Annotated in this window: 11 protein-coding genes and 1 pseudogene; 8 read left to right on the forward strand and 4 right to left on the reverse strand. The window is 59.6% G+C overall.

All coding sequences use genetic code 11. The annotated features are described in order from the left end of the window. Window positions 1-175 precede the first annotated feature (175 nt). Window positions 176-2857 carry a M10 family metallopeptidase C-terminal domain-containing protein gene (locus tag IVB41_RS27410; RefSeq protein ID WP_247437073.1) on the forward strand — a complete coding sequence of 894 codons (2682 nt, stop codon included), beginning with the start codon at window positions 176-178 and terminating at the stop codon, window positions 2855-2857. 72 nt (window positions 2858-2929) lie between these two features. Here IVB41_RS27410 and IVB41_RS27415 read toward each other — a convergent pair whose 3' ends face one another. Both IVB41_RS27415 and IVB41_RS35705 read right to left on the reverse strand, forming a co-directional pair. After that, window positions 2930-3229 carry a hypothetical protein gene (locus IVB41_RS27415; RefSeq protein WP_247437075.1) on the reverse strand — a complete coding sequence of 100 codons (300 nt, stop codon included), beginning with the start codon at window positions 3227-3229 and terminating at the stop codon, window positions 2930-2932. Then, a complete protein-coding gene (locus tag IVB41_RS35705) occupies window positions 3223-3357 on the reverse strand; it encodes a hypothetical protein (protein WP_256464260.1) in 135 nt (44 codons plus the stop codon). The genes IVB41_RS27415 and IVB41_RS35705 overlap by 7 nt, the downstream gene beginning before the upstream one ends. Before the next feature lie 203 nt (window positions 3358-3560). On the opposite strand from IVB41_RS35705, the gene rfbF reads away from it, so the two are divergent. The 7 genes from rfbF to IVB41_RS27450 all read left to right on the forward strand — a co-directional run bounded on the left by rfbF (window position 3561) and on the right by IVB41_RS27450 (window position 10446). Next, on the forward strand, window positions 3561-4331 hold the full coding sequence (rfbF, locus tag IVB41_RS27420) for a glucose-1-phosphate cytidylyltransferase (RefSeq protein WP_247437077.1): 771 nt from the start codon (window positions 3561-3563) through the stop codon (window positions 4329-4331). Further along, the gene (gene rfbG, locus IVB41_RS27425) at window positions 4328-5386 is read left to right on the forward strand and encodes a CDP-glucose 4,6-dehydratase (protein WP_247437079.1); all 1059 of its coding nucleotides are present in this window, start codon (window positions 4328-4330) and stop codon (window positions 5384-5386) included. The genes rfbF and rfbG overlap by 4 nt, the downstream gene beginning before the upstream one ends. A gap of 557 nt (window positions 5387-5943) precedes the next feature. Beyond that, window positions 5944-7176 carry a class I SAM-dependent methyltransferase gene (locus IVB41_RS27430; protein WP_247437081.1) on the forward strand — a complete coding sequence of 411 codons (1233 nt, stop codon included), beginning with the start codon at window positions 5944-5946 and terminating at the stop codon, window positions 7174-7176. 26 nt (window positions 7177-7202) lie between these two features. Next, complete coding sequence (locus tag IVB41_RS27435; protein ID WP_247437083.1) at window positions 7203-8234, forward strand: glycosyltransferase family 2 protein; 1032 nt, start codon at window positions 7203-7205, stop codon at window positions 8232-8234. Next, on the forward strand, window positions 8231-8686 hold the full coding sequence (locus tag IVB41_RS27440; protein WP_247437085.1) for a GtrA family protein: 456 nt from the start codon (window positions 8231-8233) through the stop codon (window positions 8684-8686). The genes IVB41_RS27435 and IVB41_RS27440 overlap by 4 nt, the downstream gene beginning before the upstream one ends. Next, window positions 8683-9417 (forward strand): class I SAM-dependent methyltransferase, encoded by a 735-nt coding sequence (locus tag IVB41_RS27445; protein WP_247437088.1) that lies wholly within the window; start codon window positions 8683-8685, stop codon window positions 9415-9417. The genes IVB41_RS27440 and IVB41_RS27445 overlap by 4 nt, the downstream gene beginning before the upstream one ends. Window positions 9418-9498: 81 nt before the next feature. Next, on the forward strand, window positions 9499-10446 hold the full coding sequence (locus IVB41_RS27450; protein ID WP_247438174.1) for a Gfo/Idh/MocA family oxidoreductase: 948 nt from the start codon (window positions 9499-9501) through the stop codon (window positions 10444-10446). A 155-nt stretch (window positions 10447-10601) separates the two neighbouring features. Here the strand turns inward: IVB41_RS27450 and IVB41_RS27455 are convergent. Next, window positions 10602-11154, reverse strand: a pseudogene (locus IVB41_RS27455) (transposase domain-containing protein); the annotation flags it as partial. 58 nt (window positions 11155-11212) lie between these two features. After that, window positions 11213-12931, reverse strand: coding sequence for a hypothetical protein (locus IVB41_RS27460; RefSeq protein ID WP_247437090.1), 1719 nt, complete (start codon window positions 12929-12931; stop codon window positions 11213-11215). Window positions 12932-12999: the final 68 nt, after the last annotated feature.

Raw genomic sequence — 12999 nt, forward strand, 5'->3', positions numbered from 1 at the left:
CCGGAACCGACATCCCTTGGTCTGACCCGTATGACTACGGGATTTGATGGCTAACACGGCCTTACGGAAGGAGTCCGCACCGGCTCGCCAAAATTAAACCAAACGTTTAGCTCTCAAGCTAGAATCACCTGTTCGCGCCCCGAATCGAACGGGGTTTGCCGCTTCGGAGATCCCTTTGGCTACCGCAGTCACCGTCAGTGCCACTAACAACGCCGAGATCGACGGCCTGCTGTCAGGCTATAAATGGACCGGCACGATCACCTACAGCTTTCCGGACGCTGCAAGCGACTATGCCAATCCCTACAGTGGCGGAAGCAGTGAGCCGACCACGTCGGGTTTTGCATCGGCACCCAGTCAGATGCAGGCCGCGATCAATTACGCGATCGGACTGATCCTCGGCTACACCAACGCCAACATCCAGTACGCCGGGACGAACGGCGCCGACATTATGGTGGCGCAGTCGCCGGCGGCCAGTCCGACCTCCTATGCCTATTACCCCGGCAACTACGCGTCCGGCGGCGACATCTGGTTCGGAACTGCCTACAACTATTCGCTGGCTGCGCTCGGCAATTATTATTTTGCGACTGCGTTGCACGAACTCGGGCACGCCCTTGGCTTGAAGCACAGTCAGGAGGCGGGCGGCCCCGCCAATGTCGCGGTGCCGAGCGCGCACGACGACAGCGAATACACCGTCATGAGCTATCGCAGCTATGTCGGTGCTTCGACCACGAGCGGCTACACCAACGAGGCCTATGGATATTCGCAGACCTATATGGCCAACGATATTCTCGCGCTACAGACGATGTACGGCGCGGACTACAACACCCAGGGCGGGACCACCGTCTATACATGGAGCCCGACCACTGGGCAGGAGTTCATCAACGGCGCCGGACAGCCGGCCGACAATGGCGGTGTCGGTGGCTCGGCCAATCGCATCTACGAGACGATCTGGGACGGTGGCGGCGTCGATACCTACGACCTGTCGAACTACACGACGAACCTGAGCATCAATCTCAATCCAGGTGCGTCGTCCGTGTTCTCGTCGGTTCAACTCGCCAATCTTGGAAACGGCCATTATGCGTCGGGTAACGTCTACAATTCTTATCTCTACAACAACGACGCGCGTTCCTACATCGACAACGCGACCGGCGGCTCCGGCAACGACATGATCGTCGGCAATGCCATCGCCAACGCACTGACGGGCGGCGGCGGCAACGATACGCTGACCGGCGGCGGCGGCAACGACACCATCAACGGCGGTTCGGGCACCGATACGGCGGTGTATTCGGGCAACAGGGCGAACTACGCGATAACCTACAGCACGATCACGCAGAGCTTTACTGTGGTTGATCAGCGATCCGGTTCTCCCGACGGAACTGACACTGTGAGCGGTGTCGAGTCTTTCCAGTTCGCTGATGGTGTGACAGCAAACTCCGTCCTGATGGGGCCTCCTCGGCCCGATCTGTCCGAGTACATCGCCGTCAGCCAGAGTTCCGTTCCGGCCGGCGGTAGCCTGACGGTTGACGCCTACAACATGAATCTGGGTGATGACGTGGCGGGGCCGTCCACCGCGGGGATCTATCTCTCCACCGACGCGACGATCACCACGTCGGATACCCTGCTCGCGACCGTGTCGACCTCAATGACCCTCGCGACGGTGAGCCAGCCCGGCTACTACGACCATCAGACGATCCTGGTCGCGCTTCCCGGCAATTTGGCGCCTGGCACCTACTACATCGGTGGTATCGCCGACTATAACAACCAGCTTGGCGAGCGCGATGACACCAATAACACCTATAATGTGGCGCAGATCACGGTGACGGCGGCAGGTCATCCCGACCTGTCCGAATATGTGGCCGTGGACAAGACGACGGTTGCCGCCGGCAGCGGCCTGACAGTCGATGCCTACAACATGAACCTCGGCAACGCCGTGGCCGGGCCCACGACGGCTGGAATCTATATTTCCGCCGACGCGACGATCACCACATCGGATACGCTGCTCACGACGGTCGCGACGTCGACGACGCTGGCGACCGTCAGTCTGCCCGGCTATTACGATCATCAGACGGTCGCCGTGACGCTGCCCGGCAATCTTGCGCCCGGCACCTATTACATTGGGGGACTTTCCGACTACAACAATCTACTCAGCGAGAGCAACGAGACCAACAACACCTACAACGTCGTTCAGGTCACGGTGACTGCGCCGACGCAGCCTGATCTGTCCGAATATGTTGCAGTGAACAAGACGACCGTCTTGGCCGGCGACAGTCTGACGGTCGACGCTTACAACATGAACCTCGGCAACGCGGTGGCGGCGTCTCCGACGACCGCTGGCATTTATATCTCGACTGATGCGACGATCACGACGTCGGACACGCTGCTCACGACGATTTCGACATCGGCCACGCTGGCAACGGTGAGCCAGCCTGGCTATTTCGATCACCAGACGGTTACGGTGACGCTGCCCGGCAATCTTGCGCCCGGCACTTATTTCGTTGGGGGACGTTCCGACTACAACAATCACCTCGCCGAGAGCAGCGAGACCAACAACGCCTATAATGCGGTGCAGGTTACAGTGGCTGCCGCGAGCAACCCGACCGCAGCGCAAGCGCAAACTGCTTCGTCACCGCCGGCCCAGACAGCGACGAATGTCCAGGACAACTTCGCGCTATCGCATACGAGCAATGGGGCAGCGCTCGGCGAAGCGCATGGGGTCGATCATGGCCAGCTCACGCAATTCGTCTCGGCGCCGGCGACCAGCATTCAGCAATTGGCGGATACGACGGATGCTCATTTCGCATTCAACAATCTATCCGACGCCGCGCAGCTCCATATCAGCGATTATCACCTGATCTGATCGATACGCGCTCGCACTGCAGCTCTGGATTCTCCGGTTTCCCTGCACTAGTCTGGCGGTTCAGTGCGAAGACTAACGATGGCGTCGGCAAGGGATTGCGGATCGTCGCAGTCGAATGATCGCGGCGTCGCCGGCCTGCGCCTTGAAGGCTTCGGGATAGATCACGGGTGCGCCGACGGCCCAGGCCTCTAGTGGCAGCAGATTGGTCGGGCCGAAATAGCTCGGCTTCACCCGCGCCGCGGCGCCGTGATAAAGCGCGCCGAGCTCGGCGGATTCGACGAGGTCGATGATGGAGATTTGCTCGGACAATTCATAGGTGCGGATTGCCACATCGATCTTGTCGCGACCGCTGCGGTTGGAGCCGCTCAGCACCAGCCGTTCGTGATGCCCCGTTCGCGCAACAGGGCGAGCGCGGCGAGCAGGGTGACGTGGTTCTTGTGCCGCCAGAACTGTGTTGGATAGAACAGATAGCCCGGCTCGAGGGAGTATTTTGCCAGCACCGTCGCGTCATCAGCGGCGTCGGGCGCGGACTGGCTGACATAGACCGACTATCTGCTCTGGCCGCAAACGCCAATGGATTTGGAGGTAATTAATTACCGTCAAAATGTGGGGGTTTTGCGTGGGTACGGTTTTCCAGGCACCGCGGGTTCGTATAGAAGCCGTCGAGATTGCGGGGGGCATGTCTCCCGTTGGGAGCAAGTTGATGAAGGTAGTAATTCTTGCCGGAGGTCTCGGCACCCGAATCGCCGAGGAAACTAGTACGCGGCCGAAGCCTATGGTCGAGATCGGCGGCCGGCCCATCCTCTGGCACATCATGAAGATCTACAGCCATTACGGCTTCAATGATTTCGTGATCTGCCTTGGCTACAAGGGTTACATGATCAAGGAGTACTTCGCGAACTACTTCCTGCACATGTCCGACGTGACGTTCCATCTCGCCGAGAACCGGATGGAAGTGCATCGCGAGACTGCCGAGCCCTGGAGGGTCACGCTGGTAGACACCGGCGAGGAGACGCAGACCGGAGGTCGGCTGAAACGCGTGCTGCCCTACGTCGCGGACGAACCCCTTTTCGCGCTGACCTACGGCGACGGCGTCGCCGATATCGACCTCGCCGCCGAGATCACCTTCCACAAAGCGCATGGCCGCAAGGCGACCGTCTCGGTGGTGCGGCCGGCCAAGCGGTTTGGTGCAGTCGCGATCGAGGGCGACAGGGTCGTCAATTTCGAGGAGAAGCCGAACGACGACGGCGGCTGGATCAATGGCGGCTTCTTCCTGCTGTCGCCGTCGGTCGGCGACCTGATCACGGGCGACAAGACCATTTGGGAGCGCGAGCCGATGGAGCAACTCGCCCGCGGCGACGATCTGCGCGCTTACATGCATCCCGGCTTCTGGCACCCGATGGATTCGTTGCGCGATCGTACTTTCCTCGAGGGCGAGTGGGCCAGCGGCCGCGCCAAGTGGAGGATCTGGTGAAGGATCCGGCATTCTGGCACGGCAAGAAGGTCTTTCTGACCGGCCACACCGGTTTCAAGGGCGCGTGGGCCTCGTTGCTACTGCGCCGGCTGGGTGCGAGCGTCTACGGTTATTCACTTCCACCGACGCATGAATCCGCGCTGTTCGTGACCGCGCGCATCGCCGACGACATCAAGCATCGCATCGCCGACATCCGCGATCTCGCCTCTTTGCGCGCCGCGATGGTGGAAGTCGAGCCCGACATCGTGATCCACATGGCGGCGCAGGCGCTGGTGCGACCATCCTATGAGGAGCCGGTCGAGACGTTTGCGACCAACGTGATGGGCACGGTGCATGTGCTGGAGGCAGCGCGGCAGCTGCGTTCGGTGCAGGCGATCCTGATCGTCACCAGCGACAAGTGCTACGAGAACAACGGTAAAGGCGCCGCCTTCCGCGAGGGCGACCGCCTCGGCGGCGATGATCCCTACAGCAACAGCAAGGCGTGCGCCGAACTGGTGACGCATTCCTACCGTCACAGCTTCTTCAACGGATCCGGCGCCGCGCGCGTTGCGACGGCGCGCGCGGGCAACGTCTTCGGCGGCGGCGATTGGGCGCGCGACCGCCTGGTGCCAGATGCGATGCAAGCCTTTCTCGGGGGCGAGGCACTGCGCATCCGCAATCCCAATTCAGTGCGGCCCTGGCAGCACGCGCTCGATCCGGTGCTGGGATATCTGACACTGGTCGAGCGGCTGGCGGGCGACGAGCGCTTCATCGGTGGCTGGAATTTCGGGCCCGATGCCGCAAGCGAGGTGCCGGTCGGGACCGTGGTCGAACATCTGATCGCGCAGTGGGGCGAGGGCGCGCACTGGACCGCCGATGCGGGCCCGCATCCGCACGAAGCAGCCTATCTCAGGCTCGATTGCGAGAAGGCGCGCAAACAACTCGACTGGACCCCGCGGCTTGATCTGGCTCAGGGCCTGCGTCTCACCGTCGACTGGTACAAGGCGCTGCGCGACGGCCGGGATCTGCGCAAATTCTCGCTCGATCAGCTCGATCAGGTCGTCGGTGCCGCGTAACCGAGGCGCTCGCGGGCTCGCAATCAAACAAAGTGTCGCAACCGCCTGTGCGCCCTCTCTGGTCGATGGCGTAGATCGGTCCGCGGAGGACAACGGCCGCGTTGAGCTCCCTACGAGGTCTCTCGCTGTAAAGGCGAATGTCCCCAGTCTGCTTGTACCACAGGGCTTTCACTGACGCACTGAACCAGCCGTGATGAGCCCGGAAGAGCGCCATCTGAGCAGATCTTGTTTAATGAACTTCGCTTCGGCGTATACAGGGGCCCAGAGGTCAGGGAGGCTAGGTGCGGCGGTTTTCTGTTTCGCTTATCGATATTCTGGTTGCTTTGCGCGGCCATCGTCCTGATCGGGTGCGCTCTTCGGGCGGTAGCTCCCAGCGAATCCTGATGTCATCGAGTTGTCCGCTCGTTGTTGTTGCCCAACATGGTAGGTGTTTCGTGTCAGCCGCGCCCTGACGACGCGCTGGCTTCAGCGGGGCGGCGGTAATATCGAATGGCGCGTTTGCAATATCGCGGACTTCACTTATAAGGCGACATTATTCCCCCAATTTGGGACTGTAGATGGAGCGTACAATTAAAGGTTGCGAGGTGTGCGGCGGATCTCGACTCAAGGAAGTCCTGGATCTCGGAAGCCATCCGCTGTGCGACGATCTCGTGTCGGTCGGGAATCCGACGATTCCTGAAACATATCCGATAGATATCGTATTCTGTCCGACCTGCAAGACGGCTCACCAAGCGTATCAGGTTCCGAAGCGGACTCTGTTTCCAAGTACATACCACTACAGGGCACGGCACACCGCAGACGTTCTGAACGGAATGCGTCAGCTGGTGGAGCGATGCGAAAAGCAGATCGGTTCACTGAACGAGCTTTTGGTGCTCGACGTTGGCTGCAATGACGGCAGCCTGCTGTCGATTTTCAGGGAACGAGGCGCGAGGACGATTGGCGTCGAGCCGACCGGTGCCGCCGCCGACGCGAAGCAGGCCGGCCACACGGTTTATCAGGACTACTTCGCGCCTTCGCTGGCCGAAAAAATTGCGGCCAGCGACGGTCCGCCCGACATCATCACTTTCACCAATGTGTTTGCGCATATCGAAGATCTGCGGAGCGTTCTTTCGGCCGTCGGCGTGTTGATGGGGCCGACCACGCTGCTGGTGGTCGAGAACCACTACCTCGGCTCCGTGCTCGATCGCTATCAGTTCGATACTTTCTATCACGAGCATCCGCGCACCTATAGTCTTTCGTCCTTCCGGTACATCGCCAAATCGCTCCAGGCACGGATCGAGGCTGTGGAGTTTCCGGCACGCTATGGCGGCAACATCCGCGTCATGATGCGGCGAGGCGACGGCGGGGAGCAGGCCGCTCCCGAACTTGCGAAGGTCGATGTCGCCGAAGGCGGCTTCGAGCAGCGTCTGCTCGACATGGCGAAGCGGATACCCACGTGGCAGAAGCGGAAGCGCGACGAAATCGAAGCGGCCGTTTCTCGCCATGGCCCACTCGTTGGCAAGGCCTTTCCCGGTCGCGCAGCCATCTTGGTGAAGTTGCTCGATCTCGATCAATCCATTCTGCAAGCGGTCTACGAGAAGCCGGGTTCGATGAAGATCGGGCACTACATCCCGGGCACCCGCATCCCGATCCTTTCCGACGATGATTTTGACAAGCGGCCGAACAGGGATGTGCCGCTTCTCAATTTGGCCTGGCACATCTCCAACGAAATCCACGGGTACATGCGCAAGCAGGGATATGACGGTCAGATCATCGATCTATTTTCGCCAGAGGAGTTTAAGCGGGCCTAGTGCCGCGCGCGACGGGAATTGCTTTGATGGCTGAAACGACGTCAGGAGAGAGCGCTGAATCCGCGAATGGGAGACCTGAGTCCTCAAGCAGGCCTCTCATTACGATCATCGTTCCCGTGTACAATGAAGAAGACAATGTCGACCGAACATATTCGGAGCTGAAGCGGGCCACGGAAGAGCTGAAGGATTATCAGTTCGAATTTCTGTTTACCGACAATCACTCCACCGATACCACCTTCAGAAAGCTCTCCAGCATTGCCGCTCTCGATCCGAACGTGCGGATAGCCCGCTTTGCAAGGAATTTCGGTTTCCAGCAATCCGTTCTGACCGGATATCGGCTGGCGCGCGGAGCGGCGGCAATCCAGATTGACGCGGATCTTCAAGACCCGCCATCGATGTTCGCTCCCTTTCTGCAGAAATGGCGGGAGGGATTTGACGTCGTGGTTGGCGTGCGGCGCAGCCGGAAAGAGAACCTGCTGCTGCGGCGCGCCAGGCGGGCCTATTACCGATTCATGCGGCGGATTGGCGGGCCTCACCTCATTCCAGACGGCGGCGATTTCCGGCTGATCGACCGATCGGTGATCGAACGGCTTCGTCCGATTCACGAGCCGCACATGTATCTGCGCGGCCTGATTTCCTCGCTCGCCAGACGCCAAACCGGGATTCCCTTCGATCGCGCCGCGCGCTTGCACAACGAAAGCAAGTTTCGATTTGGGAGCCTGGTGCGCCTCGCCATGGACGGCATCATTGCGCATTCAAGCCTGCCGTTGCGGGTGTCATTCTATATCGGCGTGGTGATCGCGGCAGCTGCCGTCCTGCTTGCCAGCTTTTATCTCGGGGTGAGATTGTTTTCTCACCATATCGTTCCGCCCGGGTTTACGACCACGCAGATTCTCATTCTGTTCGGAATAGGGTTGAACAGCCTTTTCCTCGGCGTGCTGGGTATCTATGTCGGGCGAATTTACGATCAGGTTCGCATGCGGCCACCGACGATCATTTCCGATCTGGTAAATTTCAATGAGCAGATCGACAGCGTCGAACGGAATTTGCTCCGATGAACGGCACCGGCGCCATGTCTGGCTTGTTTGCACTGGTGAGTTCATCCTCCGTGCGCCTGATCCTGCGCTTTGGCTTGATGGGAGTGACGACGACGCTCGTGTACTTTGTGCTGACCAGCGCGTTCGTACTCTCGCGCATGATGACGCCGGTGTTCTCGTCGGTGTGCGCGTACGTCATATCGGTCGCTGTCTCGTACCTGATGCAGAGTCGCTTCACCTTTCGGGTCGATGGCCATTCCCTCGAACACGTTGCTCGCTTCGTGGTCATGTCCCTGGCTGGGCTCGTGGTTTCCTGGTGCGTGATGGCGCTTACCGTCGATCTGTTGCATTGGCCCTACCTGACCGGCGCGATTGGCGTTTGCGTGATGATACCCGTGCTGAGTTTCTTCCTGATGCGCGGCTGGGTGTTTGGCGGGCGAGAGCGAACAGTTGCGGCGGGAGAGTCGGAATGAGCGAACAGAAGACATCTCAAGTGACGCAGGCACAGGTCGCGGCGGATTTTGATAACGTCACCGGAGACTACGAGCAAAAGATCAATTCGGCACTTGCCTTTGCCGGGCGTGAGCACTCGTTCTACATCGACATCAAGCGCGAGCACATTCTGAGACTCGGCAGAGAGCATTTTCCCGACCTGACCGAGCTGGATGTTCTGGACCTCGGCTGCGGGCTCGGCGCATATCATCCCGGCCTCGAAGGCAAGTTTCATGAACTGCACGGCATCGACGTATCGGCGCAAAGCGTCGAGCTTGCAGCGGCACGGCATCCATTCGTGCGCTATTCGACCTTCGACGGAACCCGGCTGCCCTATCGCGACGGGCAATTCTCCATCGTGTTCACCGTCTGCGTGATGCATCATGTGCCGCCGCCGGAGTGGGCCCAATTCATCGCAGAGATGTTTCGCGTCACAAAACCGGGCGGGATTGTGCTCGTGTTCGAGCACAATCCCTATAACCCGGCGACCCAGTACATTGTGAAGAGCTGCGACATCGACAAGGACGCGGTGTTGTTGCGGCCCGGGAAGCTGCGGCGAATGTTTGCAGACGCCGGTTTTGCCGAGGTCGAAACGAAGACGATCATTTCGGTGCCGCCGGCCGGCCCACTTCTCAGCCGCCTCGACTCGTTTCTGGGGTATCTTCCATTCGGCGCCCAATATTACCTCTGCGGCGTGAAACCGTCGTCCTGACGCGGGAGAGACCATCTGAGCGCGATTGCTTCCGACCTGGCTGACTTCTGGCGCGCGGCCGCCCTGCCGGTTCCGCTTCTGATCGTTGGCGGCGGCCGTTGGGGCCGGACTTGGGTTTCGGTCGTCGTCGCCGCGCGCGGTTCTGCGGAAGGCGTCGTCCTGGCTGCTCGCAGCCGGCCCCAGGAGGTGCGGACATGGGCCGATGCGCACGCCGAGCTTGCGGGCCTGACGGTCGTACCGACAGTTGCGGAGGCCATGCTTGTCGATCGGCAGCCGCAAGCGGCGATCATATCAAGCCGGCCACGCGATCACGTGCGCGACGGAATGGAAGTGCTCAGCCGTGGCCTGCACGCCCTTGTCGAGAAGCCGCTCGGTGTCGATCCGGAAAGCGGACGGGTGCTTGTGGCGGCGGCTCAGCACACAAAGCGTATTCTCGCGGTGGGCACGGAGTTTGCCTATCTGCCAGCCTTCCACCAATTGTCCGAGGAATTTGCCAGCGCCGCCGGCACAGATATGACGCTGATATGGGAAGACGTCGAAAATGAGGTGCGACATGGCGCGACAAAGACCCGGCACGAGGAGACAGGGCTGCTGTACGACTTGTTGCCTCATGCCTTGTCAATCTTTTGGGTCTTTGTCCCAAAGGCCGGTCTTCGGATTGGCGCCGTACGGCAGAGCCCGGATGGCTGTCAAGGACGTATCGAATTCCTCGATGATCGGGGAGGGCGCCATGAATTCCGGTGTCATACCAAAGCGAAGGCGCGCCGGAGAATCCTTTATATTCGGACCGATTCCGGGCATGCGTCGGTTGATTTCAGCGGCGTTCGCTCGCTGATGACGATCAACGGCCGGCCGCACGCGCTTGATAAGCGTATGTCGACGATGACGAGCACGTTACGGCTTGAACTGGGAGCGTTCCTGTCTCAGGTTACGGGCTCGACAGGCCCAGCATTTGCGAGCTTCGACGTTTCTGGCTTGCTTGCGGTGCAGGAGAACCTCAAGCGCGCACACGCAACGGCGGGGCCTTGATCGATAAACCGGTCTACTGTTTGCGATCTATGGATGTCTGTGTCCTAAAGCTGATGAAAGACCTATGCCCAGTGCGGAAAGTACGCCCGCTTTAGGCCGCGGGCGATTGGATTTGGGTGAGCTGATGGACCCCGTTGCCGCAGTGGTCATACAGCCTAAGCAGAGAGCGCTGCCGGTGAGGTCCAATTCCACGGCGGAAGCTCGTCAAGCCGATAAGCTGGGTGGGCGGCTATACGAGCGAGGATGTCGGTGAGCCAAGCTTGCGGATCGACGCCGTTTATTTTGGCGGTGACGATCAGGCTGTGCATGGCCGCAGCGCGCCGCCCGCCACGATCAGAGCTGCAGAACAACCAGGCCTTTCGGCCAAGTACGATGCCTCTCAGGCCGCGCTCGGCGGTATTTTTTGAGAGGCGACCCGCCCCTCTTCAAGGAAGAGAGTGAAACTCGCCCAGCGCTTCAGTTGAACGCCTTGGCTAGGTCGTGCCCGCGGGAGCGCCTTGTGAGCTGTTCGCCCATATAGAGTGTCTGGTGCACTTGGAGGCGCTCCCCGGCACCCTTGTCTCGATGGAGCGCTCGATCTCGAACGGCGCAACGATCCGGTGCACGACTTCGACTGCAATTGGAGAGAGCGGCATTTCTCTTTTGCCGGCGGCTTTGCGTCCGCATTGTCTCCGATGTCGGCCATGGCAAGAACGGGCGCCGCGCATGTCCACTCCGGCGATCCGCAATTGTGATCGGGAAGGGGCGGGGCTAACAGTAACATCAGTCAGCACCGGTTCTGGATGGCCCGTGGCGCAAAGAGCTTCACGGATGTGCCATCGAGCGGATGACGGACATCGGCTACAAGGCGGTAGGCGGAAAAGTCGATTCCAAAAGATTGGAGTTCGGACATCGAGAATGAGCCAGGGGTTTCGCTAGTGATTAGCCAGCTTTGGGCGAGCAACGAACCGTCAATCCGTTTAAACACCTCGCGTGCGAAGGGGTCGGAAAATGAATAGCCGGCAAATATCCATGGGAAGACCGGCATGCGTCCGCCGATAGCGAAAACAGCGCCTGGCAAGCTTCCACTAAGGTCAATGGCGGCATTACCCTGACAAAAACCCTCTTGCTTGGCGCTATTGTGGAGTGTCGCGATGAAATCTCTGGTTCTCGCATCGAGCTTCAGTTCTGCCCCCCAACCCAACGTTGTGGGGTTCAACTGCTTATCAATGGGGGAGGCCAGTCTGTAGGGAACAGAAAGTCCGACTTGAACAGCGAGAAATGTCATAACCAGACATATGGAAGCGGCAACGGTAGCGCCAAAAGTCTTGGCACCCGACGCGCTTGACAGAGCAACGAGCCCAACGAAGCCCCAAAGTCCAGTAAAGAAAGCAAGTTGTGAAAAGATGCGGTTGCTCGTGCCAAAGGTTGCAGCGAAGGGAACCAGCGCGGAAAGACCTAGCAGCGCAATCAGGCCAAAATCCGCGTCCTTTCGCAAGCAGGCTAGCGAAAGGCAAACAAATGCGAATACGCCCGCCGCCGGGCCAATATCGTATACGAAACCGCCGGCTCGAAACTGAACGACGGTTGCCGTTGCTGCAATGATGGCGCCGGTTGTGACTAGTCCGTTGCGCAGTTTTCCCGACGCCCTTTTGTCGCGCAGCGTGACCATGCTGCCAACAAACAACACGAACGAGAACGCAATCCAAACCCCCTCGTGCCGAAAAAAATCAAATTGCCTGCCAACAAGGCCGGCGTCGGTTGGATTGCCGGTACCGAATATCGTATAGTAGGCTTGCAGTTGCTTGGCGATGGTTCGAAGCGGCGCAACGGCGGCGACGGCCAAAATCACAGCAGCCGCCAAGCCGGCGGTGCGTAACATCTGCAACCATTTGCCGCGAAGTGTCGGAACGACGATTCCAACAGCCAGCAGGTAGATTCCGAAATAGGCGATCGCATTCTGAGGTCTTGTAAAAATTAGTAAGACCGAAGCAAGTGCAGCAGTCGTCGCGGATCGCCAGGAGTGTCGCGGATGATAAACATCCAGCGTCGCGCCGATCATTACCAGACCACTCGCCAGAGCGAACCAATTGTAGGATGGGGTGACGAGCCAGAAGACGTAGTACGCGAACGGGAGGGCCGCGGAGACTGCGATAAGCTGAAGGCTCGTTGGCCCCCAAAGGCTCATCTTCGCGCTGCCGACGGCGATCAGGGAAGCAATAATTCCCAAAAAGACGAGGATGAGAGCTGCAGCGCGCCGGAGGCCTGCGATCGATCCGTTCAACATATCAAAGAGCGGATGCAAGCCATAGCCGAACAGACCGTAGGCGATGTCGAACGCCCTAGGCTGCTGTGCCCACGCCAGATAGAAGGACTCGTCTGTAAAGTCGAACCCCCGATCCATCAACCATATTGTGCGGACGATGAGCGTTATCGCCGTGCCGACTATTGCAGCGGAGACAAACCATTCGTACGGTCGTGCTGTGCTGGCGTTCGAAGAATACATTCTCGGCGGTAACCAATGCCAATTTAGGTAAGGGGCGCGATAATAGTTAATTGGAGGCGCAATTCAGT

The sequence above is a fragment of the Bradyrhizobium sp. 44 genome (assembly GCF_023073095.1).
Taxonomy (GTDB): Bacteria; Pseudomonadota; Alphaproteobacteria; order Rhizobiales; family Xanthobacteraceae; genus Bradyrhizobium.

Bases quoted from the DNA above. Each gene is read 5' to 3' on its own strand.
- rfbF (WP_247437077.1), top strand. From the start codon at position 3,561: ATGAAGGTAGTAATTCTTGCCGGAGGTCTCGGCACCCGAATCGCCGAG.
- IVB41_RS27430 (WP_247437081.1), top strand. From the start codon at position 5,944: ATGGAGCGTACAATTAAAGGTTGCGAGGTGTGCGGCGGATCTCGACTC.
- IVB41_RS27435 (WP_247437083.1), top strand. From the start codon at position 7,203: ATGGCTGAAACGACGTCAGGAGAGAGCGCTGAATCCGCGAATGGGAGA.
- IVB41_RS27440 (WP_247437085.1), top strand. From the start codon at position 8,231: ATGAACGGCACCGGCGCCATGTCTGGCTTGTTTGCACTGGTGAGTTCA.
- IVB41_RS27445 (WP_247437088.1), top strand. From the start codon at position 8,683: ATGAGCGAACAGAAGACATCTCAAGTGACGCAGGCACAGGTCGCGGCG.
- IVB41_RS27460 (WP_247437090.1), bottom strand. From the start codon at position 12,931: ATGTATTCTTCGAACGCCAGCACAGCACGACCGTACGAATGGTTTGTC.